This is a genomic window from Vibrio sp. B1REV9 (assembly GCF_905175395.2).
In the GTDB taxonomy this organism is placed as follows: Bacteria; Pseudomonadota; Gammaproteobacteria; order Enterobacterales; family Vibrionaceae; genus Vibrio; species Vibrio alfacsensis.
On the sequence record NZ_HG992745.1, the window covers coordinates 410,889 to 434,547 of the forward strand.

A 23,659-nucleotide genomic window follows, 5' to 3' on the forward strand; every position below is an offset into this window, starting at 1 on the left:
CCTCGCAGCTCAGAATGACGATATCTAGGATTCAGGCAAAGAACATCAAGCCGTCTTCATCACAACAACCGCTGCAATCACCACAAAGATACCAAACCAGCCAATTGGCTTAAGCTTTTGTTTGAACAGCAAAGCACCACCAATCGCAGTCCCCAAAATACCAATCGCACCCCATGAGGCGTAGGCAATCGCAAGATCGATCTCTTTTACCGCTTGAGCAAGCAAGGTAAACGCCGCCATCACCAACACAATTGATGTAATGCCCCACCCTTTGTGCTTAAAACCTTTGGAGCGAGTCAGCGCCATGTTCGCCATGATGTCGACCAGCGCTGCCATGACGACAAAGCCAAATGAAACGGTAAAAAATTGGCTCATGATTAACACCTCGCATTCGATGAGCGTGGCAACTCATCTTTTTGTTGAGGCTGACCGTGTGATTCACCTAGCGTGACACATACGATACCAACGATAGCTAACCCTAGACCGAATAACTGTTGGGTATTTAAATTCGCATCAAACAGAACCATAGAAACCAGGGTAATCAAGGCGATACCCAAGCCTTCCCATGTTGCGTATGCGACACCGATAGAGATTTTCTTTGCCGCTTTCGACAAGAAGTAATACGAAATGGCGATAAGTACATACATCACCAGATAACCTTCCCAAGCATTACTTTCACCGATAAACGACATCGTGCTAGTACCGGCAACTTCGGCAACAATCGCGAGCAATAAAAATAGACGAGCAATGAGCATGATTCATCCTCCCAGAATTTAAAAAACTGCATAACGGAGAATGGTGAATGTCCTTTCGAAATCAGACATTCAAAGAATTGATAAGATAAAAAGAGCCGCTTCTCCTGACTATTTATGGTCAGGTTAACCTTTCATCAGTGAAACAGATAGGTAATTGAGATATTCATTTTTGAATATCTTAGGGTACAGTTTATCGATCCGATCACGTTAATGGTGTATTGAGGGTTTGCTGCACCACTCGATGCAAATGGCGATGCAGTGGATGATTGCGGTAAGTCTGCAAATAGCCTCCCGAAACAACAAATTGACTGAATTCGCGATTGACCATCGGCATCGGGTAAGAGGCGAGCTCGTGCATCAAATGCGCGGTACTTTGGCTAGCGTACATAATGGCATCGGTCTCAAGTAGCATTTGGCAAGCCACGCGCAAGTTGTAGGATTTGAGTAGCACAACGGGCTCGTAACCCATACGACGATATTCAGATTCTACCGTACACAGCGGGTTGTAAGACGCAGGCGCTGGCAGAGAGACTAAAGGTAATTTCGATACCGTATCCCAATCATTACTGACTTGCGACAGTGTAGGATGGTCTTTACGCGCCAGAATCACACGCTTTTCGACAAACAACGGACGCATGTAGATGTCTTTCGACAATTCGGTTTCTTGGTCAAGAATGCAGTAGTCGTGCTCGCCCTCTAGCATCTCGTCTTGGGAATAAATGTTCCAACTTGAGAAAGCAAACGAGGCTTTAGGAAACGCTTGATGACAACCGCGCAATAGACGTTGACCTTGCTCATCCATTAGATAAGGGTCAGTCACTATTGCAATCTGACCTTGATATTCAAGTGGGTCGAATTCCGTAAACTCCTGCACCACTTTTTCTAGCGGAGACAACATATTATCAAACTCCGCCGCTAAGCGAATGGCCATTGGAGACGGCTCTACCCCATGCGCTTTACGTACAAAAAGCGGATCATCAAACACGTCTTTCAGCTTCATCACCCCACGACTGGCACTGGGTTGCGAAATGCCAAGTTGCATCGCCGCCAACTTGATACTGCGGTTTTCCACCACGGCTTTGAGTAAGCGCATTAAATTAAGATCCAATGCATCAAGTTGGTGTGGCATGCCCGAGTCCTTATCAGAAACGAATAATTAAATAGAAATGAACGTGAATCAGAACGAGTTAAACACTCTCACCCGCAGTAATTTGATAGCCCATATCGACTTTGGTCTCTGCGTTCTCCTCACCTTTTAAACGTGCAATCAATAGCTCGGCACTCTTTTCACCGATCTCGAAACGAGGCGTATCCACGCTGGTGAGCTTAGGACTGATGGTTTGGCCAATATCAAGCGCGTTATAACCGACCACTGCGAGCTGATCCGGCACTTTGATGCCTCGATGCTGAGCACTCAATAACGTACCTATCGCGATGTCGTCGTTGGTACAAAACACGCCATCAAGGTCTGGATAGGTTTCCAATGCGCGTTCTAACAAGCCATCTGCCAAAGAAAAGCTTGAGTGTTCTCCCGTCAGCACATGCTTGGGTTCTAGCCCAGCTTCGATCATCGCACGGTCATACCCTTGCATACGCAGTTTGGTACGTGTATCCAAGCGAGCACCAAAGTACACGACCGTACGTTTACCCGATGCCAGTATACGTTTTACTGCATTGTAGGATGCATCAACATGATCTAAACCGACCGCCATATCAATCGGGTTTTCTGGCAGTTCCATGGTTTCAACCACTGGCACGCCTGCATTTTTAATCATCTGTAGCGTACGCGGAGTATGGAGACTCTCCGTTAGAATAAGACCGTCCACATGATAGGAAAGCAGAGAAGCAATTTTGTGCTCTTCTTCTTGCTCATCATAACTAAAGTGAGCAAGTAGGGTTTCATAGCCATTCGCCTTAGTGACCGTTTCTATTCCTTGTACAAAAGAAGCAAAAATTTGGTTTGAAAGAGACGGCAGTAAAATGCCAATGGCTTTACTTGATGATTTAGAAAGCATCGCCGGGGCTCGGTTTTCAATATAACCTAATTCTTCGATCACCTCAGCGATCTTTATTCGAGTCTTTTGGGCTACCGATTCTGGATTACGCATATAGCGGGAAACCGTCATCTTCGTTACGCCAACCTTATCGGCTACATCCTGTAGTGTTGTTCTATTTTTTTTGTTTTGTTGAGCCATTGTTTAATTTGTCATCCTTAATGTTACTTGTAACATTATGAAGACTTATCTACCCTCCGACAAGCCATCACTCATCGTAATTGCCATCAAAATGCAACAGATTACTCATTAAAAAGTGATACAACCATCAATAACAAGAAAGTTCTGACATTTGATAGATATTTGAAATAAAATGTCGCATCTAAATAGATTAGAAATGAAACGAAGTGCAGTCAGCATCCAGTGAAACCCAAATTTATTATCACTTATTAGATTTGGATGAGAGCCAGAAACAGCAGTATCTCGATGAGTTGAGTCAGACTCAACCAGAGATCTACAGACAAGTGCAATCATTATTGGCTTGCTCTGTTTCTGAGGAAAACCTGACTCAACTGCTGGTTTTTGGTGCGCACCAAGCGACACATAAAGAAGTGAACCTTTGTGGTGAGGTGATTGGGAAATACCGCCTCACACATGAGTTAGGTCGTGGTGGCATGGGAGTGGTTTATGCCGCGCTGCGAGCCGATGAAACGTTCGAACAAGATTTGGCGATCAAATTCATCCAAAGCAACTTAAGCAATGTGCTAGGCCGACGAGCACTTTTCGATGAGGCTCAGCTTTTAGCACGCTTAAACCATCCGTATATCGCTAAAGTCTTTGATGGTGGCGTTCACAATGACTCGGTTTACATTGTGATGGAACGCGTATTTGGCCAAACGTTAAATACCTACCTCAATACCACGCCAATGGAAGACATCGACAAATTGCGACTGTTTAAGCAAATTTGTCAGGCGATGGAGCATGCCCACCAGCATCAGGTTTTACACGCAGACCTCAAGCCAGAAAATATTCTGATTGATCGTAATAAACGACCAAAACTGCTCGATTTTAACCTGACACAAAAAGTGCAATCCGATGGTCAAAAGTCGCCATCGGCACTCATTGCATTCAGTGATCAATACGCCAGTCCTGAGCAGCAGTCAGGTCAATACTTAACCGAACAAAGTGATGTGTTTTCGCTAGGCAAAATATTGGCATTGTTGTTTCCAACGCCGGCCTTTTGGTCTGATGTTTACTGGGTGATAAGGCGTGCAACACGAGCTAAGGCAAAGCAGCGTTACCTCAATGTACGAGCATTACGACAAGACATTGAAAGAATTATTGAAAGCCGCCCTATAGAACAAAAAAAACACTGGCCGCTTTATAGTACGCTTCGTTTAGTGCAACGCCGACCACTACCAACCGTATTATCGGCAATCATTGTGCTTTCTGGCGCACTTTTTGCTAACGCTTTGATTCAAAAAAACATTCAGCTGCAGCAAGAGAAGAAAGTTGCAGAAGACATGATGTATGAAGTGACGCGCCTTATCTTCCACACTAAGGGGCGAAACGTCGAACAAATGTCGGTCAGTGCCATGATGGAACTGACACGTCGGCGGATTCTGACAAATCCAGATATTCCAAAACACATAAAACAAAAAATGTTGTTGGCGATGATGACACCCGTGCCCGATAAGCACATGACAAAATCAATGAGTTGTCAGCCAAATTGTTCTCCACAAAAGGACACCAACGAATAAGGCTTAAAATTTATATGTACTCACGTTCAGTGGCTCTATGGCTGTCAGCACTTGCGATAGCCCCAGTTTGGGCAGCCTCAAATTCGACAGAGGCCAAACCTCAATCGACAATCAAACAAGGTTTTTTCATCGATTCTCCGGTGACTGGCCTGTATTACAAAACCAGTTCTCATCTTTCTGGTTACACGCAAAAAGGGGCGTTTCAATATCGTCCGGGTGATGTTGTGAGCTTTTTCCTCGGCAATGATGATAAAGGCTACTTACTCACGACTCTATCTAGCCAAGAAGTACTCACACCAACCATGGCAACAACCAAACCCAGTCGTAGTATCAACATGACCCGTTTGTTATTGTCCTTAGATAGCACACCAGAAAACCGCCAAGAGATTGTATTAGCGAACAAAGTTTTGTCTGATCCGCAATTTCAAGCGCAGTTAAAAAGACTTGATCTAAACCTACTTGATAATGCCAAAGAATCTCTCAATCTCGATTTGGTATCCGTCAAAGAAGCGGTCGAGCATCTTAACGAAAGCCAACAATACATTGAGAAAAACTTCGCCTCTAACGAGATCATCTTTCAACCTACCGATGTCACGTTCAGAAACATCATCATCAGGAAAAAAGACTGGCAAGGCCGAGCTTGTGCGTTTGATGTCCGCCATCAAAATCACCCGCGCTACCGTCCGCCAATTGGTGAAGTCAGTTTTACGATTACCGACAAGACCTTAATTCAGCATCCAAGTATTGGTGATCACTTCAAAGGCTGTTTCCTATCACTGGATAATCAAATCCTTGAAGACATCGTCGAACCCATCGAAAATTTTTACGAGTGGGAAAGCCTAGCAGGGTGCGCCCAAAAAGGCTGTACTCGCAATGATCTCAATGGTTTTTCACTCGAAGACTATAACGATGAAGGCGATTGGAAATATCGCTCTGTTGCTCTGAACTTCGACCCTACGACACAACTGCTGATGGAAAAAGTTCAAGGTCTTGGTCCAAACGAACACGTTCGTCATAGTAACCGCTCTGAGATGCTTTGGTTTACGTACCCTGACACCAATAAAAATGACATCGACTACCAAGGTATTTGGCAGCAAACCCAATACCACCAGCAATCCATGACACAAACATGCTTACTGATGGAACAGAAGAAAGTCTTCACGCTGCCTCATGCATCGGAGCATTGCCCAACAGATACGAGCTTGTACACGCTAGACGTCACAACAGATTACTTGGACATGTGGTGGGTCAACAACACTGAGCCAAAAGCTGACCTAGCACAAATGAATGTGATGGTACGGTGGTCGCCAAATCCAGCGAAAATCAACTACACCACGTGGGAGTATCTCCCAGCAGGAAAAAACTGGGAGCAAGGTATTTTGTATCGCTACCAGCAAAATGTCAGTCGCAACCGAGATGGGTCAGATAGCATCGAAACCCACACAATTTCTGAGTTTGTCAAAGTTAATGAGGATGTATAACGATGGCTTCGCAATCAACACTCACACAAATTATTCAGCAATGGCAAGATGGCAATAAACAAGCAGAGAGTGAACTGTATCAATTTGCTTACCTGCAACTGCGTAAGATTGCGCACCAAGAACGTGAACGCAACGCAGAGAAATACGGGTTAAACAATAAGGTGTTTTCCGACAGTGTGAACAGCACCACCGCATTAATCCACGATGCTTACCTTAAGATGTCTCATTGCGACATGAGTGAAATCGAGAATAAACGGGACTTTTTCCTGATGGCGGCAAAAGTGATGCGCCAAATCCTGATTGATAATGCACGTTCACATCAAGCACAAAAGCGGCAGCACATCACTTTCATGAAAGAAGAAGATGACCGTTTTGAACAGCTGATTATCATGGATAAAGCACTCGATAACTTCAGCGCTCGTTATCCTCGTCAATCCAATGCGTTAAAACTCAAGTACCTAATGGGAATGAAAAATCGCGAGATTTGCGAGCTGTTAGAGTGCAGCTCTAGCTTGATTGAAAAAGATCTTCAGTTTTCACGCAGCTGGCTGCAATCAAGAATGGCACACGCGTAATCCATGACAAAAAGATACTGGATACTGACTGTTTTAGGCACCGGATTGCTCGGTGCTTACTTGCTTTCTGGCGAAAATCAGATCACCGCGGTCGCACATGCCGGTTTGGCGAGAAATGCAGTCAATGTAAATGTAGAGCAATCCTCCCTTACTCCCCCATTAATTGAGGTCAAGCAAGCGCTGACCACCTCATCATGGAGCAATCAAACATCCCATCGTCCAACATCTGATCACCTTTATGATACCAACGAGACCTCGAGAGATTTGAGTGACTCAGCGGTTATGCCAAATCAAGGCATGAACCTCACACAAACCTATGGTGATAAACACTCAAAAGACGATGTAGCAAGTAACGGAAAGCCCATCATCAACTTGTCCGTTGAGCAGCAACTTCAGACCATTATTTATGCTTGGGACTTAGCGCAAAACACCCCGATTAACTACTCTCTGAGCCTTGAGCAACTGTTTGAGGACCCTGAGGGCGACCTTCTAACCACGCGTATTTGGCTAGAAAACGCCAATGGCCTCAATGTCCTCAATCAGGGACAAATCATGGTCCAAGGTGCACCAGAACGCGCTGATATTACAACGTATCTCACGGTGGCAGCTCGTGACGATCACCATGGCGAAGAAGATCACGCTTGGGTCACCACCCAATTTGAACTGCCTATCATCACAGAAGAGGAAGATGATTCCGAACACCCTCTTGTCGGTGACATCGTGTACCGCCTTGAAACAACTCAGCAGCTAAATGGCATCGCTTATACATACGAAGTCGTCTATTGCGAAGCATTTCAATTTCTTGAAGATGATGTTTTTTATGCGGCATCAAACAACATGAGAACGTGTCCAGAAACCACCGCACTAAAAAAAGTTGGCCACTACCAAATTAGCGACGATTCACTGATTGTCTCGGCAAATGGGGATCGTCAAATCTGGACCACAAAAAAAGTCTACCCATCTCAGGTTCACAAAGGCACCGATAACTATTTTACAACGGTCTATAGTGGGAAGCAGTTTGAAAGCTACACCATGCAAAAAAATAAACGCTCAATGGAGGCGCGTTTAAACGTCAACACTGGTGAACATGAGTTCCAAATGATCATGTTTGACTACCTGTTCCCGATTACAGGAAAAGGCTATGTGCATGGTTTTGCCGGTAATTACATCTATGACTATTCTGTTTTCAATCCAGATACGTTTGAGGATGTTGACTCTGATCTTAATATGAAAATTCATACTCAAGATCTCTATTGCAGTGACATCCATCGATACTGGTATAGTTCGATTCTTGCTGGCCCTGGAGAGTTCACCGATATCGTGTCTTCCTCAGTCGATCCGCATAACCCAGAGCAACCACTGCACTGTGGCGAATGGTATGATCCTCAAAAGCAAGTCATCTACTCTTTCTTCGACTTAGAGTACCAAGATTACGATATTTTCCAGGTCGGTGAAGTCTACAGTTATGTACTTAAACCTCATCCTCAATTCGCAGATCGTGTGGAAGAGCTCAAAATCAACTTGATTTACCACCAACCAAAAGCGCAATAAAAACACTGGCACAATGGATGTGCCGCTCCTACTACGCTCAATGCTTCCGCCTTATCTTCTCCCCCCCCCCAACTTCCTTCATTCTTATTGATAAAAATATTCAAAAAATTTTACGGTTTTTTTTGGTTTTTCGTGTCTTGAAACCATATCGAATTGACTCAAAAATACGCCAAATTTTTCCTCCTCACGAAGTGAGAGTGGAAACATAACAATAAAAATGACTTTCTCATTCGGCAACGAAACAAGGACAAACAAATAATGAATAAGGTGAGTTTACTAGCAGCGTCAGTGGCTATTGCTCTAGCAGGCTGTGGTGGTTCAGATGGTGGTTCAAACGCTGGAAACAGTGGGGTTGTTATTACAGGCTTTGATGGCTACTTCAAAGATGCTGTTGTTTTCGAAGACTTAAACAACAATGGAAAATTAGACAGCAGTGACCCAATCATCGACCTAACCAATGAAAAAGGTCAGGTGCAACTAACAAACAAGCAGTACTCAGCTGAAAAGAACCTTGCAATTCAAACTATTGTCCCTGGTGGTGAAGTACAAGCTGCATTGATCGCTCGTGACCCTAACCGCTTTGCTGGTACATATACAGTTGATATGGACAACCCAACCCAAGCGATGGCACATGAAGTTGTGTTCCGCACGCTTCCGGGTGAGAAAGTTATCTCTCCACTAACTGATCTTGTTGTAATTCAAGCGGGTGCAAACCCAACAGAAGCGGCGATCCAAGAAGCAAAAGCAAAAGTCAATGAAACGCTAGGTATCGAGGGAAATACGGCGTTCACCGACGTAATTGCAGCTAACAACAAAGCACTTCACAAAACAGCACAGATCCTTACTGAATCTAAAGCACAGGCAAAAGACAACTACTCTGCAGAAACATCTCTTGCAATTGCTGATAAAGCAGCTGAGGTTGTTCAAAAAGCAAAACCTGAAGATCTTGCAGATGAAAACTTCAAACCAGTTGTTGAAGTAAATAATAGCGGCACTGTTGATGTTGTAACCAACAGCAAACTGTTTGCCAATGAAACGGTTGTAAACGCAATCAAAGCAGAGCTAAAACCTCTTGAGAGCCACACTCTCAACATCAATCTATCACTAGCAGCAGAAGAGCTTTCTCTATTCAAAGACCAAGATAACTCTGATATCGAAATTGCAGTGAAAGTTGTCACGTTAGATGGCGTAGAAGTGACAGGCCTAACAGCGACAGCTGTTAACGGTGGTGAACTGACTATTTCAGGTGAGCTAACTCCTGTTCGCCCGACTTACCAAATCAAGCTAACAGCAACGGACTACAACTCAGAAACTAAAGATAAATCCTTTGGTTCTGTAACTACGGCTTTCGACTTACAAGTAAACGTTGAAAACCCAGCCCCAACAATTGACCAAGAAGTTGCAGAAACCATTGAAGAATGGATTGAAAGTATTGAGCTATTCCAAGGCGTTGAAGTTCAAAACGAGCAATACCGTATTGATAACCTATTCTCAGATAACGATGAGCTTACATTTGATGCTTACACCTCTGTGGAAGGTTTGGTTCTAACGCTTGTTAAATCAGCAGGTCAAACAGAACTAAAAATCACGGGTAAGCCAGCTTATGTATACGCTGATGGCCAAACAATCACTATCTCTGCGTTCGATGGTGTAAACACGGTTTACCAAACATTCGAGTTAGACGATATCGAGAAGCAACCAGAAGCGTCTATCGAAATTGATCGTGAAGACCTAGCTGAACTTCAAAGTGCAATCAAATCACAACTGGCTGACCTTAAAGTTGGTGAAGCCGTTGATGCAGATTTCAACATTACCGAAGTATTTGAAGCACAACATACTTCCGGAGTAATCGAATACTACGCAGGTACAGAAGACGATGAATACGTGACAACTGTTCCTGGACTAAAAGTAAATGTCGATACCAACGGTACGTTAACGATTTCTGGCACACCTACTAGCGCGACTAAAGGTGGCTCATTTGTTATTGCAGCAGGCGTAAACCCTGACGCTGAAGATGCTGTAATTTCTGAGTACGTGACAATTACATTGCCAAATGTTCAACCAGAAGACGAAGTCACACCGCCACCATCAGAGACAACTTCTCTTGAGGGTAAAACATGGTTCTTCACTGAGTACGGTCTAGTTGATGGTTCTGACTCGGAAAAAGGCAACGATCAAATTTGGTGTGACTCTATCAAATTTGACGGTAAGAAAGTATTTACAAGCGTTCGCGAAGCAAAAAATCTAACCTCTTGTTCTGAAGAAGTAAAAGAATGGGAAGGTGCGACTTATACAGTATCAGAAGATGGCACTACTATTGATGCATCTCTTCCAATGACAGAAAATGGCGAAACATTTGTTGCCAAAATGCGTTATGAATTGACTCGCTCTGAAAGTGATATTACCAAGAGTGCAGCTACTGTATATATGCAAGAAATGGATGATGCTGGCCTTAACGTAACACACTCTCAACGTTACACATTCTTTAGTGATCGAGTGGATCTTGAAAAACGTTTGAATGTTCAATCTGATGCGGGCTGGGATGGTCGAGTATTTTCAATGTACTTACCAACAAACTCTGGCCTAAAACTTGGCACTGTAAGTCTTTCTATGGAAGAAAACGATCCATCTCACTCTGATGGTGCATTTGATGCGGATATTACATTCGATGTCCCTGGCGAAGACTTCACGTGTGAAATGGCAAAAGAGGTGTTCCGCAGTTTCACTTTAACTAATGGTGAAAATGTATATGCGTCTTCAGACTTTGGTTCAAGCGATTTTGAATGTCATACGTCAGAAGAGAACGAAGTATATTACTCAACGATCGATTTTGACCTACCATCTCTAGTTAAAAATGATGTGTACAGCTTCTTAGGTAAAACGACTGAAAGCGGTCGCACTCAAGTTGAGCAAATCAAGTTCAATATGGAGTGGACAGGTGTTGGCAACGACGACTAATTAGTCCGAGCTACTTGATACATCAAGCCCCGCAAACGCGGGGCTTTCTTTTGTCTTATTTTCTATAATCACCCTAATTGTAAGGCGATCACTTCACACACATCACATTCAACAGTGACGTGCCAGTTAGTTGATTCGGCTCTCGATCCGCAAACAACCCTTTTCTGTCCTTGCCCCAGTATGGCAGTTGCATCGGCCAACGGTTTTTCTCCATCACACCAGATTGACGCAGCGCTTTAAACTCACCGACCGTCGCAAGCTTCATCCCCATCACTTGGCAAACTTTCTCAGAGGTCGGGTAATCTAAACGATTCCACGGCTTACCATGCTCCATATAAAACTGGTTTTGGTTATCTGAGAAATAGGGCACGGCATAGGTCACCCCTTGCCATTTTGTTTCTAAGCGCAGTTCAACATTGCTGCTATTTATTGCTGACTCAGGTTTAGACTCAATCACTGGTTTACCTTTAAAGGCATCAGTATCTGGGCGAGTCACAGGCGCTACTGTTTTAGGGGCAACTTTAGGCTTGTTTGCAATTGGTTTAGGAACGGGTTTAGGCGCGGGCTTTGTCTGCTTTTGGGCTTTCGCGCCCGATTTGTTGACGACACGAATAAACGCTTCTTTGTAATCCACTAACGTTTTTACGCGGTTTAAATCCGCCCTTGCATCAGCCAAATCAAGATACGGCCCAATCAAACAGCGATAGTTACTTTGCTCTTTCTTCATCCATACATCGGTTGTGATCTTGCTATAAATCGGCTTAGCTTTAGCGAGTGGCATCGGCTTAGGCAGCAGACCACATTGAATCCAGAAAAAGTTATTACCTCCCTGCGGCACTTTTTTTCCCCATACTCCTTTGCCAATCGGGCACGATTTCTCCAACATTGGCAACTCACTGTGACTCGCTTGCGATGCATCACATAGAACACTGTCCGCCATTGCTAGAGGGGAATAATGGGCGCATACCAGCAACAAACCTAGGCTTAGACTTGATTTGGCAATACGAGTTGAAAGGTGTGCCTTCTTCATTTCCATACGCTTCACTTTAAACTGGTAGAGGATGAATTATTACGACTGAGCGTCAATAAAACATGAATAACAAAATGATAAGCAAAAAAAGAGCCGGATTTTTACCCAGCTCTCAGTTTAGAAATAAATTAGCTTAATACGCAATGCTTTGAATAGGTAATTCTTAACCTTTGTACAGTTTCGGGTTAAACACATCACGTAACCAGTCACCTAATAGGTTGATAACCAGTACCAGCGTTACTAACACGATACCTGGGAACGCGGTGATCCACCATGCGCCAGAGAAGATATAGTTGAAGCCGATGCTGATCAGCGCACCTAATGACGGCTGATCGACAGGAAGACCCAAACCTAGGAATGACAATGCCGCTTCCGACATGATTGCGTTCGCTACCTGTACCGTAGAAATAACCAAGATAGGCGATAGACAGTTCGGCAGAATGTGACGGAACATGATGCGAGGCGCTTTAAAGCCCATCACACGCGCCGCTTCGACGTATTCTTTCTTCTTCTCTGCCAGCACCGAGGCGCGAATGGTACGTGCATATTGCGGCCATTCAGCTACGCCGATGATCACCACCAGCATGACTACTGCATATTGGCTATAGAAGTCGCTGCCAAAGCTGGCTTTGAAGATGGCCGAGACGATGATCGCCACCATCATGGTCGAGAACGACAACTGTACGTCAGCAAAGCGCATCAAGAAGCTATCAATACGGCCACCGAAGTAACCCGCAGACAGGCCGATAATGATGCCCAAAATCAATTGAAGCCCAACCGCAAGGAAACCGATGGTCAAAGACAGGCGAGAGCCGTACAAAATGGTCGATAAAATATCGCGGCCCTGCTCATCAGTACCCAGTAAGAAGCGATCCTCTCCTCCTTCCATCCATGATGGTGGAAGTTCAGAATCCATGATGTCGATAGACGTTAGGTCATACGGGTCTGTTGGCGCCAAGATTGGTGCAGCGAGTGCCAACACCAAGAACATCATAAACACCGTAAAACTTGCCATCGCCACTTTGTCGCGCTTGAAGTAATACAGGAAGTCCGAGTTTTTAAAACGCTCCCACGCTGATGGCGTCGATTCAGGAGCGGCCGTTACGTTTGATTGGCTCATGATTAAGCTCCTTTTCCAGTTAGGTTCACAGTTGGGTTGATGATGCCGTACAGCAAGTCAACGATGGTATTGGTTACCACGAAGATCAAACCAACAAAGATAACGTAGGCAGTGATCAACGGTGTATCGACACGGTTGATTGCCTCAAGGAAAAGAAAGCCTGTGCCCGGCCATTGGAACACAGTTTCAGTAAGAATGGTGTAAGCTACCATGGTACCAATCTGCACGCCGCCTACTGTTAGTACTGGCAGCATGGTGTTTTTAAGTGCATGTTGGTAATAAATTTTGTTTAAGTTCAGGCCTTTTGCTTTGGCAAACTTGATGTATTCCGAGCTCAGCACTTCTAGCATTTCTGAGCGAACCAAACGGATGAACAGTGGCAACATGATCGAAGCCAGTGCCACACACGGCAGAATCAAGTGTTTAAGACCATCAATGGTAAAGAAGCCGGATTCCCAGCCGAAGACATTCGCTGTTTCTCCCCGCCCGTAGGACGGTAGCCAGCCCAGCTCAATGGAGAAGACGTACATCAACATGATCGCGGTTAAGAACACCGGAATCGAGATACCAACACTACTCATCGCCATGACAAATTTGGTAAAGATGCTCTTCGGATGAATCGCGGAATACACCCCAAGAGGGATCGAGAGAAGAATGATAATGAGCGTCGCACCAAACACGAGCTCTAGCGTGGCCACCAGCTTATCGAGAATCACCTCAACCGCAGGTCGCTTGAAGAAGTAAGACGTACCTAAATCACCTTGTAGCGCATTGCCCACAAAGCGAGTGTACTTTGTGATAAAGGGATCGTTCAGGCCCAGTTCGTCACGCAGCGCTTGACGCTCCGCTTCTGAAACCGACTGACCTACAAGCTCACGCAGCGGGTCACCCAGGTTATCCTGAATGGCAAACGCCACCAAACTGATCACAAACATCACTATCAGTGCCTGAAACAGGCGCTTGACCAGAAACGAAAACATTCCTTGCCCCTTAACTATCCATAGATCTCTATTCAGAGAGAAAATTCAGTCTGTAAAACCAACTCAGTCCGACTGAAACAAAACTGAGCCGAGTACTTTAAGTTGAGGAGGGACATCCATCCCTCCTCAAAATCGACTAACCGTGATTATTCAACCACTAGGTCACCGAAGTAAGGCATTACCATTGGGTTAACAATGTCTGCAGCTTTCACGTTAGACTTCGCGCCCCACGCTTCACTTTGCCAGTGTAGCGGTACGAATGCAGCGTCGTTGTATAGTGTTGCTTCTACGCCTTTCAGCATTTCTGCACGTTTCGCTGGATCCGTTTCTACGTTCGCCGCTTCAACCACTTTGTCCATTTCTGGGTTTGAGTAGTAACCACAGTTGTACTGACCACGGCCCGTTTCTTCGTTACGAGTCATGGTTAGGAACTCGTTGAAGTTCGCCGAATCTTCCGTGTCTGAGTGCCAACCGATCATCAGCATATCTGCCGCACACTTGTCGAACTCAGGCCAGTATTGCGCTTTAGGCATCGTCTTCAAATCAACCTTGATGCCGATCTTAGACAGCATTGCCGCAGCAGCTTGTGCCACTTTCGCATCGTTCACGTAACGGTTGTTTGGCGCCATCATCGTCAGCGTAAAGCCGTTCTCGTAGCCTGCCTCTTTCATTAGCTGTTTCGCTTTTTTCAGATCGTAGCGAGGAACCAATTTGTCATCATGACCTACGTAACCGACTGGGCTTTGTTGACCAGCCGCCGTTGCGAAGCCTTTCATGATTTTCTTCACGATACCTTCGTTATTGATCGCGTGAACAATCGCTTGACGAACGCGCACGTCTTTCAGTGCTTCGTTACTGTTTTGGTTCATTTGGAATGTGATGATACGCGTACCTGGTAGTGTCACAAGATCGATACCTTTTGCGTCTTTCACACGTTTGTGATCGTTTGGCGCTACTGGGTGAATCATGTCAACGCCGCCAGAAAGCAGTGCTGCTACACGAGTCGCATCTTCTTTGATAGGAACTAACGTTAGCTTATCAACGTTACCTTTCGACGCTTTATCCCAGTAATCTTTAAAGCGTTCGAATTCCACTTTTACGCCCTGCTCACGAGACGTCACAATGAATGGTCCCGTACCAGAAACGTTCGTCGATGCAAATGAGTTACCGTGCTTCACGAGCTCAGACTTGTCTTTGCCGTCAGCGGTTTGACCTGAGTAGAACTTGCTGTCCATTGGAAAAATGTACGTTGCTGTTTGTAGCACTAGTGGGTATGGCCCCTTAGTCACAAGATCAAACGTGTAATCGTCCACTTTTACGATTTTTTCGTATGGGTCAAAGATAGCTTTAAAGTCTGGAGAGTTTTGTAGACGCTCGAAAGTCCACACCACATCGTCAGCCGTTAAGTCATTACCAGAATGAAACTTTACGCCTTCACGTAGCTTAAAGCGGACCGTTGTATCGTTAACGCGCTCCCAGCTTTCCGCTAGGCGAGGCTCAAAGTCCATCTCTTGAGTAAAACGAACCAGTGGGTCAAATACCATGTGAGAAAACTGTAGCGTACCGCCAGATAGCTGCTCATGCGGGTCAAGAGACACCGGATCGGAGGCGTAGCCCACTTTGATTTCTGCTGCCATCGCATTAAAGCTCAAGCCTGCAGCCATTAGCGCCACTGCTAATTTGCTTTTCATGGTTTTCATTTGCATAACTCCTTCATGCGGGAATTCGAATCCCTTGTTGTGTTTGCGTCTTTGTTATGACTAAGGTTTGTTGACCTTAAAGGTCAGCCAAGCGAAAAACTTGGTTTATGCTGTTTTAATATTTTCTCGTAGGCCCTTGAATTCAGGCATCAGAGAAATCAGTTTCTTACTGTATTCATGCTGAGGAGCAGTAAATAGCTGCTCAGTGGGTGCCACTTCCAGCAGCGTGCCCATCTGCATTACACCCACTCGGTCACACATCTGACGAATAACAGGTAAGTCGTGACTGATAAACAACATGGTGAGATTCAGTTCACTTTGCAGATCTTTCAGTAAGTTCAGAATTTGTGCTTGTACCGACACATCCAACGCAGAAGTCGGTTCATCACAGATCAGTAATCGAGGACGAGTCGCCAGGGCGCGCGCAATTGAGATACGCTGACGCTGACCTCCGGAGAATTCATGTGGGTACTTAACAGCTGCCATTTTGCCTAAACCTACGTGATCCAGTAGGTCATTGACAATCTGGCGCGTTTCCGCTTCATTATGAGTCAGATTATGAAAGCGAATTGGCTCCGCGATGATGTCAAAAATCTTCATACGCGGGTTCATTGACGTGTATGGGTTTTGGAAGACCATCTGCATTTGACGACGCAGTGGACGGCGCGCTTTTTCCGATTTTAGTGCCGTAAGTTCAATGCCCTCAAAGCTCACTTGGCCTGAGTTTGGTTCATACAGACCAGCAATCACACGTGCGATGGTCGACTTACCTGAACCGGACTCACCCACCAAACCAAACGTCTCACCTTCGTGCACTTCAAAACTGACATTGTTCGATGCCTGCACGTATTCGCGACGGCTTTCAAACAACGAATCTTTAGTCACAAAACGTAGATTGACGTTCTTCACGTCTAGCAACGGGCCGGTATATTCACGTTGATCTTGGCTTTGACCAAGCCAGTGATTTTTGATGTCGAGCGGCTCCATTTCTGTCGCTTCCTCGATATAGCTGACCAATGGAAAACGATCGAGCTTCACGTCAGAGCGAGGAACGGCAGAAATCAAACTGCGCGTATAAGAATGGTCAGGATCGCCAAGTACTTTCGCGGTTGGACCAAATTCAACCAAGTCACCACGGTACATAACGGCAACACGGTCAGTCACATTAGATACCACCCCCATGTCGTGCGTCACCAGCATACAACCAACGTTGTTTTTGATACACAATTCACGAATAAGGTTGAGGATTTGATCTTGGATAGATACATCGAGAGCCGTCGTTGGCTCATCGGCGATGATCAGTTCTGGCTCACCAGCCAATGCGATTGCAATCACCACACGTTGACGCATACCACCAGAGAACTGGTGAGGATATTGTTTTAGGCGGTTTTCCGGCTGAGGGATCCCTACTTGTTGCATAAGAGACAACGCGCGTTGATACGCTTCTTCATCCGACACTTTCATGTTGGCATGAATCGTCTCTGTTAGTTGCTGCTCAACCGTAAATAAAGGGTTGAGAGAGGTCATTGGGTCTTGGAAAATAAAACCAATCTTAGAGCCTCGAACCTTTCGCATCGCCTCTGGGGACAATCCAGAAATAATCTCTCCATCAAGATATACATCACCGCTTGCGATGCGACCTGGAGGACTTAGCAAATCAATAACGGCGTTACCAACGGTGGATTTACCCGCACCTGATTCGCCAACCACACCCACAATTTCGCCTCTTTCAATATTGAAAGAAAGTGATTTCACCGCCGCGTGGACTCCGTGGCGAGATGGGTACTCAATACGAAGGTTTTTCACCTCTAATAGTGACATTTCAGACCTCTACTGCCTTGTCTGTGGTATCAAATCGCGCAAACGAGCGCCATTTATCACCTGAATGAATCCGTTCAAATTCAGAATAATACTCTGAAATCTTAATGCGGAAACAATTTGGCAAATATCACACAAAAAAGCAACAATTAAAGTATATCTTGCCGAAAAAACATTAATTGCACGCACAATTTGCGAATATAAATGCATTAACAAGTATTTAACCATTTAAACTTCGCACCATTTTTGTGCGACAAGTACCATAAAAATTAGAAATATGCTCCAAATTTAATCATAAATACATACTTTGACATAACCATACTATTCGAATGGAATAATTAACAAATACAAAACAAGATATGGCATATAGCAGATTTTTTCGGCATAAAATGTTACTAACAAAATAGTCGGCACTAAGGAAAAGCCAAAGGTCATAAAGGGAAAATGAGATTAAAACGTGAGCACATCGGCAAAATACCGCATCGTTCACTTTGTTTTGGTTATGCGTTTGTTATTCCATATTGTGATTAAAAAGATAAAGGCAGAGTAATACTTCCATTAATCATGTTAGTACTTTGCTAAATAAGGGAAGAAAGCAGAGATTTGTGGCTTTACGCTGCAATTTGAGCCTGGATAAGCGATAATCTCACTCCAATATCTGGTAATGAACAAGGAGCCTCTGTGCTTAAAGCGATTTTTTTTTGATATGGACGAGACCTTATGTGGCACCTCTCAGGCAGATACAGTCGCAGGACAAGAGTTTGCTAATTGGATTGCACAAACTTACCCACAAGTCTCCGATTCAACGGCATTTGTACATCGCTACCTACAAGGAGTATATAAAAAGCTCAACGATGAATTTCCCGAGCTTATCGCCCTATTACCAGACGAAAATACATTCCGCTGCGGTTTAATCCAAACCATCTTGGCAGAGCAAGGTATCGAGATCGATGCAGAACAAGCACAACAAGCACAAAGCTATTTTGATGCCGCTCGAATGGGCGCTTTTAACTTCTTCCCGGGAGTGAAAGAGATGCTAACCGAACTTCGCCAGCACTATAAGTTAGTGGTGATCACTAACGGTCCTATCTTCTCACAACATCCAAAGCTCAAAGCGACACAAATGAGCGAATGGGTTGACCACATTATTGTGGGTGGCGAAGAGCCAGAAGAAAAACCGGCAGCAAGTATCTTCCATAAAGCGCTCAGCCTTGTCGATGCAAAACCAGAAGAAGTGATTCATATTGGTGACTCTCTGCCAGCCGACATCCAGGGCGCCAACAACATGGGCATTTTAAGTGTATGGGTTAACTCAACAGGTATTGCAAACCCAACCGAAATCAAGCCAAGCTACGAAGTGAAAAAGACGATAGAGCTCAACGAAATCCTTAAAACGCTTGCTCAGTAAAACGTTCAATTTAAGAAACACAACACCCCAGAGTCAGTGCTGGGGTTTCTTTTGTCAGGTCTAAAAGCATTTGGATCATAGGTGCTCAAAAGCCCCAAAACTGTACATTTCAGCTGAGCCTATGATGTCGTGAGGATTTAAAAAACGATAAATGCAAAAAAGCCTCGATATTTCTATCGAGGCTTTAAATAGTGGTCAGTGAAGAGCCATATTCTAATTTCAGGCGAACCCCACTTGGGTTCAAATCCATTGAAATATTGTCGACTAATAGTCATCTAAGCTATTTCATAAACTCTAAAACGACGAAAGCCTGCTAAAAAGCAGGCTTTCTAATGGTGGTCGGTGAAGAGGGATTCGAACCCCCGACCCTCTGGTCCCAAACCAGATGCGCTACCAAGCTGCGCTATTCACCGAGCATGTATTCTTTAAAGAAAGAATGGGGTGGCTAACGGGATTTGAACCCGCGACAACCGGAATCACAATCCGGGACTCTACCAACTGAGCTATAGCCACCATCAATTTTTTATTGTCTACCGCTATTATAGCCATAAACTAAATAGTGGTCGGTGAAGAGGGATTCGAACCCCCGACCCTCTGGTCCCAAACCAGATGCGCTACCAAGCTGCGCTATTCACCGACTTATGTTTTATCTCGACTTTAAATCAAGAACGGAAGCAATGCTACCGTATTCTATCCCAAAAGGGAAGAATGGGGTGGCTAACGGGATTTGAACCCGCGACAACCGGAATCACAATCCGGGACTCTACCAACTGAGCTATAGCCACCACTGATATTTTTACCGATAACCTTTAGGCGAATGGTACGCCCGAAAGGATTCGAACCTTCGACCTTTGGCTCCGGAGGCCAACGCTCTATCCAACTGAGCTACGGGCGCATGCCCTATCGGCGGAGAGGAATAATACGGATATCACACTATGCCGTCTAGTACTTTTTTTACTTTTTTTATCGTTTGGTCTCTTTTTCGACAGTTATCTGCTTTAAAACTGAATTTTTGATGTGATTCACGCCCTGTCATGGATAACTCGTTGTTTATTGCAACAACTTATCAGGATATAATCACTCATTATTTACATTGATTTAACAGCTACAACTTAGTTGTTCGGTCACTCAAGACGGTTAGATAAGTTTTTTGCTCACTGCACGAACAATGACATAAAAATTTATCCAAACGGTCTAAATACTCTAACAATATAAAAAGGTAAGTCACTTACCTTAGGAATGTGAAGTGGGTTTAATGGATATGTCTCGACGAATGATTAGCGTTTTGTTCGCTGCCTTAACTTTTTCTACGGCAGCTTTAGCTTCTGACATCAGCCAAACTGAATATGATGCGATCGCAGAACGCATCAAACCTGTCGGTGATGTCTATCTAGCTGGTGCAGAGCCAGTAAAAGCAGAGCCAACAGGCCCACGTGATGGTGCAGCCGTTTATGGAACGTTCTGTATTGCCTGTCACTCTTCAGGTGTAAGCGGCGCACCAAAAACTGGAGATGCAGCAGATTGGGCACCACGCATCGCCCAAGGTAAAGATGTGATGACTGATCACGCGATTAAAGGCTTCAATGCAATGCCAGCGAAAGGAACGTGTATGGATTGTTCTGATGATGAAATCATCGCAGCGATTGACCACATGATCGAAGGCCTTTAATTGTCCCAAAAAGTAAAAAGGCTTGCCCAACGGCAAGCCTTTTGTTTTTAACACTTATGTGAATTGATTTGTTGAAACGCTACTTCTTGAACATGGCACGTAAGTTAGCGATATGAGCTTGCCCTTTTGCCATCCGCTCTTCTTGCGTTACAGGTTTCTTGTTCGCTTCCCATTCCACATCATCAAAAGGCAGTTCATCTAAAAAACGACTTTGTGTTGGCTTGATGAGCTCACCAAACTGGCGACGCTCTTTACACATGGTAAAGGTTAACTCACGCTGAGCACGAGTAATTCCAACGTACATCAGTCGTCGCTCTTCTTCGACGTTATCTTCATCAATACTGGTTTGATGCGGTAGAATCCCCTCCTCCGAACCAATCAAGTACACATAAGGGAACTCCAAACCTTTCGATGCATGCAATGTCATAAGCTGTACCGCATCGCTGTCTTCGTCTTCTTCTCCACGCTCCATCATGTCGCGTAAAGTGAGTCGCTGAACCACCTCTTTAAGCGTCTTCTCTTCTTGATCGTAATTGTCCCCCTCAAGGTCAGCAACAATCCAAGAATAAAGATCTGAAACGTTCTTCATGCGCATTTCTGCTGCTTTCGGACTTGCAGAGGTCTCATACAACCAATCTTCATAATGAATATCACGAACGAGCGAACGCACGGCTTCTACGGTATCCCCACGCTCGGCTTGATCGGCAATCGCCACCAACCATTGAGTAAAGCGACGTAAATTCTCTAAGCCACGACCAGTAAGATGGTGTTCTAATCCAAGCTCAAAACTGGATTCAAATAGACTCTTACCTCGCATATTGGCGTAGCTACCCAGTTTTTCCAAAGTAACTGGACCAATTTCACGTCGAGGCGTATTTACAATACGTAAAAATGCATTGTCGTCATCAGGGTTCACCAACACGCGCAGGTAGGCCATGATGTCTTTAATTTCAGCTCGGGCAAAAAAAGACGTGCCGCCAGAAAGCTTGTACGGAACTCGGTTTTGCATTAGAGATTTTTCAATCAATCGTGACTGATGGTTACCGCGGTAAAGCACCGCATAATCTTTGTAGTTCGTGCGATTTAAGAATTTATGCGCAATGAGCTCACCCGTAACACGCTCCGCTTCATGCTCTTCATTCTTCGCCAACAATACTTTCAGCTTCTCACCATCTGGAATTTCCGAAAACAGCGACTTTTCATACACGTGTGGGTTATTTGCGATCAAAATATTCGCAGCGCGCAAAATACGACTGGTTGAACGATAGTTCTGTTCCAGTTTAATCAAACGTAAATTCGGATAATCCTGCCCGAGCAGCACTAAATTTTGTGGCTTCGCGCCTCGCCATGAATAGATAGATTGGTCGTCATCTCCTACTACGGTCAAACGACCACGCTCGCCAACCAACAATTTCACCAATTCATACTGACTGGTATTGGTATCTTGGTATTCATCAACCAACAAGTAACGAATGCGATTCTGCCAACGTTGACGCACTTCTTCATTGTGACGCAATAAAAGGACAGGCATCAAAATCAGATCATCAAAATCCAATGCGTTGTACGCTTTCATCTGCTTCTGATACATCTCAAAGCAAAACGCAAACAATTGTTGCTGTTCACCTTTTGCAAATGCTTTGACCTGCTCAGGAGACAACATGTCATTTTTCCAGTTGGAGATACTGCTAAGCAACTGGCGCAATAAGTCCTTATCGCCATCCAATTGTTTTTCTGTCAGTTCTTTCAAGAGTGCTAACTGGTCTTGATCATCAAACAACGAAAAGCCAGACTTCAACCCCAAGTGCTTGTATTCACGTTTGATAATGTTCAACCCTAACGTATGGAAAGTTGACACCATCAAACCTTTTGCTTCCGCCTTTCCTAACGTTTGTCCTACACGTTCTTTCATCTCACGTGATGCTTTGTTAGTAAAAGTAACCGCTGCAATATTCCGTGCTTTATAGCCACACTGCTGAACCAAGTAAGCAATTTTATTGGTAATTACGCGAGTCTTACCCGAACCAGCACCAGCCAGCACCAAGCATGGGCCTGATACATATTTAACGGCTTCATCTTGTCTAGGGTTCAGCTTCATAAAAATTCTCTGCGGCTAAAAAATAGTGGCGCCTATGATAAAGGGGGGACCGTTCGAAAGCTATGCGATTTTCACGTAAAGTTTACAAAGATAATCGTAACATTTCGTTGCATAAACGGTCATAGATCACGCTATAATGAATGAACGTTCATTCATTGGTGGTAGGGTTATGTCAAATAGCGCTGCTGGAAGTAAATACGAGCAAATCATCGCTGCGGCTGAACGTTTGATCGCCGAATCTGGCTTTCATGGCCTTTCTATGCACAAGCTCGCCGCTGAAGCAGGCGTTGCTGCAGGTACGATTTATCGTTATTTCTCAGATAAGGAACATCTTTTAGAAGAAGTTCGCCTTAACGTAACCAAACGTATTGCGGAAGCCGTTCAATCAGATGTTCATGACAATATGTCTTTGAAAGAGCGTTACCGAACTATGTGGCTCAATATCTGGCGCCTTGCTGGTTCAAACCTCGACACACTGAGCAGCCGTGTCCAGTATGAATCATTACCCTGTGCAAATCGTAGAAATACGCGGGAACTAGAACGACAAATGTTTGCCCAAGTAGATCGTCTTTTTGATCAAGGCAAGGCGGAAGGGGTATTTAAGCCTCTCGATAACGAAATTCTTTCGGGGTTAAGTTTCGAAGCTAGTGTCGCGCTTGCAAGAAAACATGCTTTGGGATTTTATCAGTTGGATGACGATGCGTTGGAAGCAGCCATCGAAGCCAGTTGGGATGCAATTATTAAACACTAACTTGGAGTTCTTAT

Annotated in this window: 18 protein-coding genes and 5 tRNA genes; 8 read left to right on the forward strand and 15 right to left on the reverse strand. The window is 44.6% G+C overall.

The window, feature by feature from the left end:
- Window positions 1-45 precede the first annotated feature (45 nt).
- From KHN78_RS07350 to KHN78_RS07365, 4 genes are all read right to left on the reverse strand, one after another.
- Complete coding sequence (locus tag KHN78_RS07350) at window positions 46-375, reverse strand: SMR family transporter (RefSeq protein ID WP_128812116.1); 330 nt, start codon at window positions 373-375, stop codon at window positions 46-48.
- Between the two features lie 2 nt (window positions 376-377).
- Window positions 378-755: an SMR family transporter gene (locus KHN78_RS07355; protein ID WP_211915638.1), complete on the reverse strand. Its 378-nt coding sequence runs from the start codon at window positions 753-755 to the stop codon at window positions 378-380.
- A 202-nt stretch (window positions 756-957) separates the two neighbouring features.
- Window positions 958-1,884, reverse strand: a complete 927-nt coding sequence (locus KHN78_RS07360) for a LysR family transcriptional regulator (protein WP_211915639.1) — start codon at window positions 1,882-1,884, stop codon at window positions 958-960.
- 58 nt (window positions 1,885-1,942) lie between these two features.
- The gene (locus KHN78_RS07365; protein WP_211915640.1) at window positions 1,943-2,950 is read right to left on the reverse strand and encodes a substrate-binding domain-containing protein; all 1,008 of its coding nucleotides are present in this window, start codon (window positions 2,948-2,950) and stop codon (window positions 1,943-1,945) included.
- A gap of 206 nt (window positions 2,951-3,156) precedes the next feature.
- On the opposite strand from KHN78_RS07365, the gene KHN78_RS07370 reads away from it, so the two are divergent.
- From KHN78_RS07370 to KHN78_RS07390, 5 genes are all read left to right on the forward strand, one after another.
- A complete protein-coding gene (locus KHN78_RS07370) occupies window positions 3,157-4,509 on the forward strand; it encodes a serine/threonine-protein kinase (RefSeq protein WP_211915641.1) in 1,353 nt (450 codons plus the stop codon).
- A gap of 14 nt (window positions 4,510-4,523) precedes the next feature.
- Window positions 4,524-5,990 (forward strand): chromosome partitioning protein ParA, encoded by a 1,467-nt coding sequence (locus KHN78_RS07375; RefSeq protein WP_211915642.1) that lies wholly within the window; start codon window positions 4,524-4,526, stop codon window positions 5,988-5,990.
- A 2-nt stretch (window positions 5,991-5,992) separates the two neighbouring features.
- Window positions 5,993-6,565 (forward strand): sigma-70 family RNA polymerase sigma factor, encoded by a 573-nt coding sequence (locus tag KHN78_RS07380; RefSeq protein WP_211915643.1) that lies wholly within the window; start codon window positions 5,993-5,995, stop codon window positions 6,563-6,565.
- Between the two features lie 3 nt (window positions 6,566-6,568).
- A complete protein-coding gene (locus KHN78_RS07385) occupies window positions 6,569-8,116 on the forward strand; it encodes a hypothetical protein (RefSeq protein WP_211915644.1) in 1,548 nt (515 codons plus the stop codon).
- Window positions 8,117-8,374: 258 nt separating this feature from the next.
- The gene (locus KHN78_RS07390; protein ID WP_223917776.1) at window positions 8,375-11,074 is read left to right on the forward strand and encodes a hypothetical protein; all 2,700 of its coding nucleotides are present in this window, start codon (window positions 8,375-8,377) and stop codon (window positions 11,072-11,074) included.
- Window positions 11,075-11,162: 88 nt separating this feature from the next.
- Here KHN78_RS07390 and KHN78_RS07395 read toward each other — a convergent pair whose 3' ends face one another.
- The 5 genes from KHN78_RS07395 to KHN78_RS07415 all read right to left on the reverse strand — a co-directional run bounded on the left by KHN78_RS07395 (window position 11,163) and on the right by KHN78_RS07415 (window position 17,725).
- Window positions 11,163-12,110 carry an SPOR domain-containing protein gene (locus KHN78_RS07395; protein ID WP_211915645.1) on the reverse strand — a complete coding sequence of 316 codons (948 nt, stop codon included), beginning with the start codon at window positions 12,108-12,110 and terminating at the stop codon, window positions 11,163-11,165.
- A gap of 157 nt (window positions 12,111-12,267) precedes the next feature.
- A complete protein-coding gene (locus tag KHN78_RS07400) occupies window positions 12,268-13,224 on the reverse strand; it encodes an ABC transporter permease (protein ID WP_211915646.1) in 957 nt (318 codons plus the stop codon).
- Between the two features lie 2 nt (window positions 13,225-13,226).
- The gene (locus tag KHN78_RS07405; protein ID WP_099079113.1) at window positions 13,227-14,204 is read right to left on the reverse strand and encodes an ABC transporter permease; all 978 of its coding nucleotides are present in this window, start codon (window positions 14,202-14,204) and stop codon (window positions 13,227-13,229) included.
- A 146-nt stretch (window positions 14,205-14,350) separates the two neighbouring features.
- Entirely contained in the window at window positions 14,351-15,904 is a 1,554-nt protein-coding gene (locus KHN78_RS07410; RefSeq protein WP_211915647.1) for an ABC transporter substrate-binding protein, read from the reverse strand.
- A gap of 105 nt (window positions 15,905-16,009) precedes the next feature.
- Entirely contained in the window at window positions 16,010-17,725 is a 1,716-nt protein-coding gene (locus tag KHN78_RS07415) for a dipeptide ABC transporter ATP-binding protein (RefSeq protein WP_211915648.1), read from the reverse strand.
- 661 nt (window positions 17,726-18,386) lie between these two features.
- On the opposite strand from KHN78_RS07415, the gene KHN78_RS07420 reads away from it, so the two are divergent.
- Window positions 18,387-19,130: an HAD family hydrolase gene (locus KHN78_RS07420; RefSeq protein WP_211915649.1), complete on the forward strand. Its 744-nt coding sequence runs from the start codon at window positions 18,387-18,389 to the stop codon at window positions 19,128-19,130.
- A 336-nt stretch (window positions 19,131-19,466) separates the two neighbouring features.
- Here KHN78_RS07420 and KHN78_RS07425 read toward each other — a convergent pair.
- The 5 genes from KHN78_RS07425 to KHN78_RS07445 form a co-directional block, all read right to left on the reverse strand.
- Window positions 19,467-19,543 (reverse strand) — tRNA-Pro (locus tag KHN78_RS07425).
- A 24-nt stretch (window positions 19,544-19,567) separates the two neighbouring features.
- Window positions 19,568-19,643 (reverse strand) — tRNA-His (locus KHN78_RS07430).
- Between the two features lie 47 nt (window positions 19,644-19,690).
- A tRNA-Pro gene (locus KHN78_RS07435) sits at window positions 19,691-19,767 on the reverse strand.
- Between the two features lie 72 nt (window positions 19,768-19,839).
- Window positions 19,840-19,915, reverse strand: a tRNA-His gene (locus KHN78_RS07440).
- A 33-nt stretch (window positions 19,916-19,948) separates the two neighbouring features.
- Window positions 19,949-20,025, reverse strand: a tRNA-Arg gene (locus tag KHN78_RS07445).
- Between the two features lie 360 nt (window positions 20,026-20,385).
- Here KHN78_RS07445 and KHN78_RS07450 point away from each other — a divergent pair.
- Window positions 20,386-20,799: a c-type cytochrome gene (locus tag KHN78_RS07450; protein WP_211915650.1), complete on the forward strand. Its 414-nt coding sequence runs from the start codon at window positions 20,386-20,388 to the stop codon at window positions 20,797-20,799.
- 79 nt (window positions 20,800-20,878) lie between these two features.
- Here the strand turns inward: KHN78_RS07450 and rep are convergent, their stop codons facing one another.
- Entirely contained in the window at window positions 20,879-22,894 is a 2,016-nt protein-coding gene (gene rep, locus KHN78_RS07455; RefSeq protein ID WP_211915651.1) for a DNA helicase Rep, read from the reverse strand.
- A 169-nt stretch (window positions 22,895-23,063) separates the two neighbouring features.
- Between rep and KHN78_RS07460 the strand changes: the two genes are divergently transcribed.
- Window positions 23,064-23,645, forward strand: coding sequence for a TetR/AcrR family transcriptional regulator (locus tag KHN78_RS07460; RefSeq protein WP_128812150.1), 582 nt, complete (start codon window positions 23,064-23,066; stop codon window positions 23,643-23,645).
- Window positions 23,646-23,659 lie beyond the last annotated feature (14 nt).

Bases quoted from the DNA above. Each gene is read 5' to 3' on its own strand.
- KHN78_RS07350 (WP_128812116.1), bottom strand. From the start codon at position 375: ATGAGCCAATTTTTTACCGTTTCATTTGGCTTTGTCGTCATGGCAGCG.
- KHN78_RS07355 (WP_211915638.1), bottom strand. From the start codon at position 755: ATGCTCATTGCTCGTCTATTTTTATTGCTCGCGATTGTTGCCGAAGTT.
- KHN78_RS07360 (WP_211915639.1), bottom strand. From the start codon at position 1,884: ATGCCACACCAACTTGATGCATTGGATCTTAATTTAATGCGCTTACTC.
- KHN78_RS07365 (WP_211915640.1), bottom strand. From the start codon at position 2,950: ATGGCTCAACAAAACAAAAAAAATAGAACAACACTACAGGATGTAGCC.
- KHN78_RS07375 (WP_211915642.1), top strand. From the start codon at position 4,524: ATGTACTCACGTTCAGTGGCTCTATGGCTGTCAGCACTTGCGATAGCC.
- KHN78_RS07380 (WP_211915643.1), top strand. From the start codon at position 5,993: ATGGCTTCGCAATCAACACTCACACAAATTATTCAGCAATGGCAAGAT.
- KHN78_RS07385 (WP_211915644.1), top strand. From the start codon at position 6,569: ATGACAAAAAGATACTGGATACTGACTGTTTTAGGCACCGGATTGCTC.
- KHN78_RS07390 (WP_223917776.1), top strand. From the start codon at position 8,375: ATGAATAAGGTGAGTTTACTAGCAGCGTCAGTGGCTATTGCTCTAGCA.
- KHN78_RS07395 (WP_211915645.1), bottom strand. From the start codon at position 12,110: ATGGAAATGAAGAAGGCACACCTTTCAACTCGTATTGCCAAATCAAGT.
- KHN78_RS07400 (WP_211915646.1), bottom strand. From the start codon at position 13,224: ATGAGCCAATCAAACGTAACGGCCGCTCCTGAATCGACGCCATCAGCG.
- KHN78_RS07405 (WP_099079113.1), bottom strand. From the start codon at position 14,204: ATGTTTTCGTTTCTGGTCAAGCGCCTGTTTCAGGCACTGATAGTGATG.
- KHN78_RS07410 (WP_211915647.1), bottom strand. From the start codon at position 15,904: ATGAAAACCATGAAAAGCAAATTAGCAGTGGCGCTAATGGCTGCAGGC.
- KHN78_RS07415 (WP_211915648.1), bottom strand. From the start codon at position 17,725: ATGTCACTATTAGAGGTGAAAAACCTTCGTATTGAGTACCCATCTCGC.
- KHN78_RS07420 (WP_211915649.1), top strand. From the start codon at position 18,387: ATGAACAAGGAGCCTCTGTGCTTAAAGCGATTTTTTTTTGATATGGAC.
- KHN78_RS07450 (WP_211915650.1), top strand. From the start codon at position 20,386: ATGGATATGTCTCGACGAATGATTAGCGTTTTGTTCGCTGCCTTAACT.
- rep (WP_211915651.1), bottom strand. From the start codon at position 22,894: ATGAAGCTGAACCCTAGACAAGATGAAGCCGTTAAATATGTATCAGGC.
- KHN78_RS07460 (WP_128812150.1), top strand. From the start codon at position 23,064: ATGTCAAATAGCGCTGCTGGAAGTAAATACGAGCAAATCATCGCTGCG.